The following is a 567-nucleotide window of genomic DNA, read 5'->3' on the forward strand; positions in this document are numbered from 1 at the left end:
AATTAATTCATTGGCGTAATTATCAAACCAGACGCGAGGCAAAACAGGATATTCTGGATTACATGACCATGTTTTATAATAATCAAAGGTTGCATTCGTTTTTGGATTATCAAAGTCCGAATCAATTTGAAAACAGGTTCTGGGGGTTAATGAAAAACGTCGCTTAACTGGGGTGTACAAATTTGCTTGACCACATCAGGCATAGACGAAGTCTATTAAGGTTTAAAGCGTATAAGTTGTATTGCTATGCGTGTTGTCGCTATGGTAATCAACAATTCCCGGGTATCAATAAACATCAACGAGCTACTTGGCGGGCACAGGCATCGGTGTTTCATGAGCATAGCCGAGGAGTCTCTCAAAAAGACTTATCGGAGCGTTATAAGAAAGGTAAAGCGACTATAGAGCGTTGGTATCAGCGGCATTATGAAGAACAACATAGAGAGTTACTTAATAAGCCCTGTCCTGTAGTGCTTGGTATTGATGAGCATTTCTTTAGTAAGAAGGAAGGTTTTGCTACTACTTTATGTGACCTGAGAAAGCATAAGGTCTTTGATGTAGTTCGAGGGC

General features: G+C 40.0%; 1 protein-coding gene and 1 pseudogene. Both read left to right on the plus strand.

Annotated elements, in window-relative coordinates:
* On the plus strand, positions 1-167 hold a 167-nt coding region (locus tag E1O52_RS13040; protein WP_165474755.1), incomplete at its 5' end, for an IS3 family transposase.
* 27 nt (positions 168-194) lie between these two features.
* Positions 195-567: pseudogene (locus E1O52_RS13045) on the plus strand (helix-turn-helix domain-containing protein); the annotation flags it as partial.

The organism is Legionella nagasakiensis (assembly GCF_900639915.1).
Lineage (GTDB): Bacteria > Pseudomonadota > Gammaproteobacteria > Legionellales > Legionellaceae > Legionella_A > Legionella_A nagasakiensis.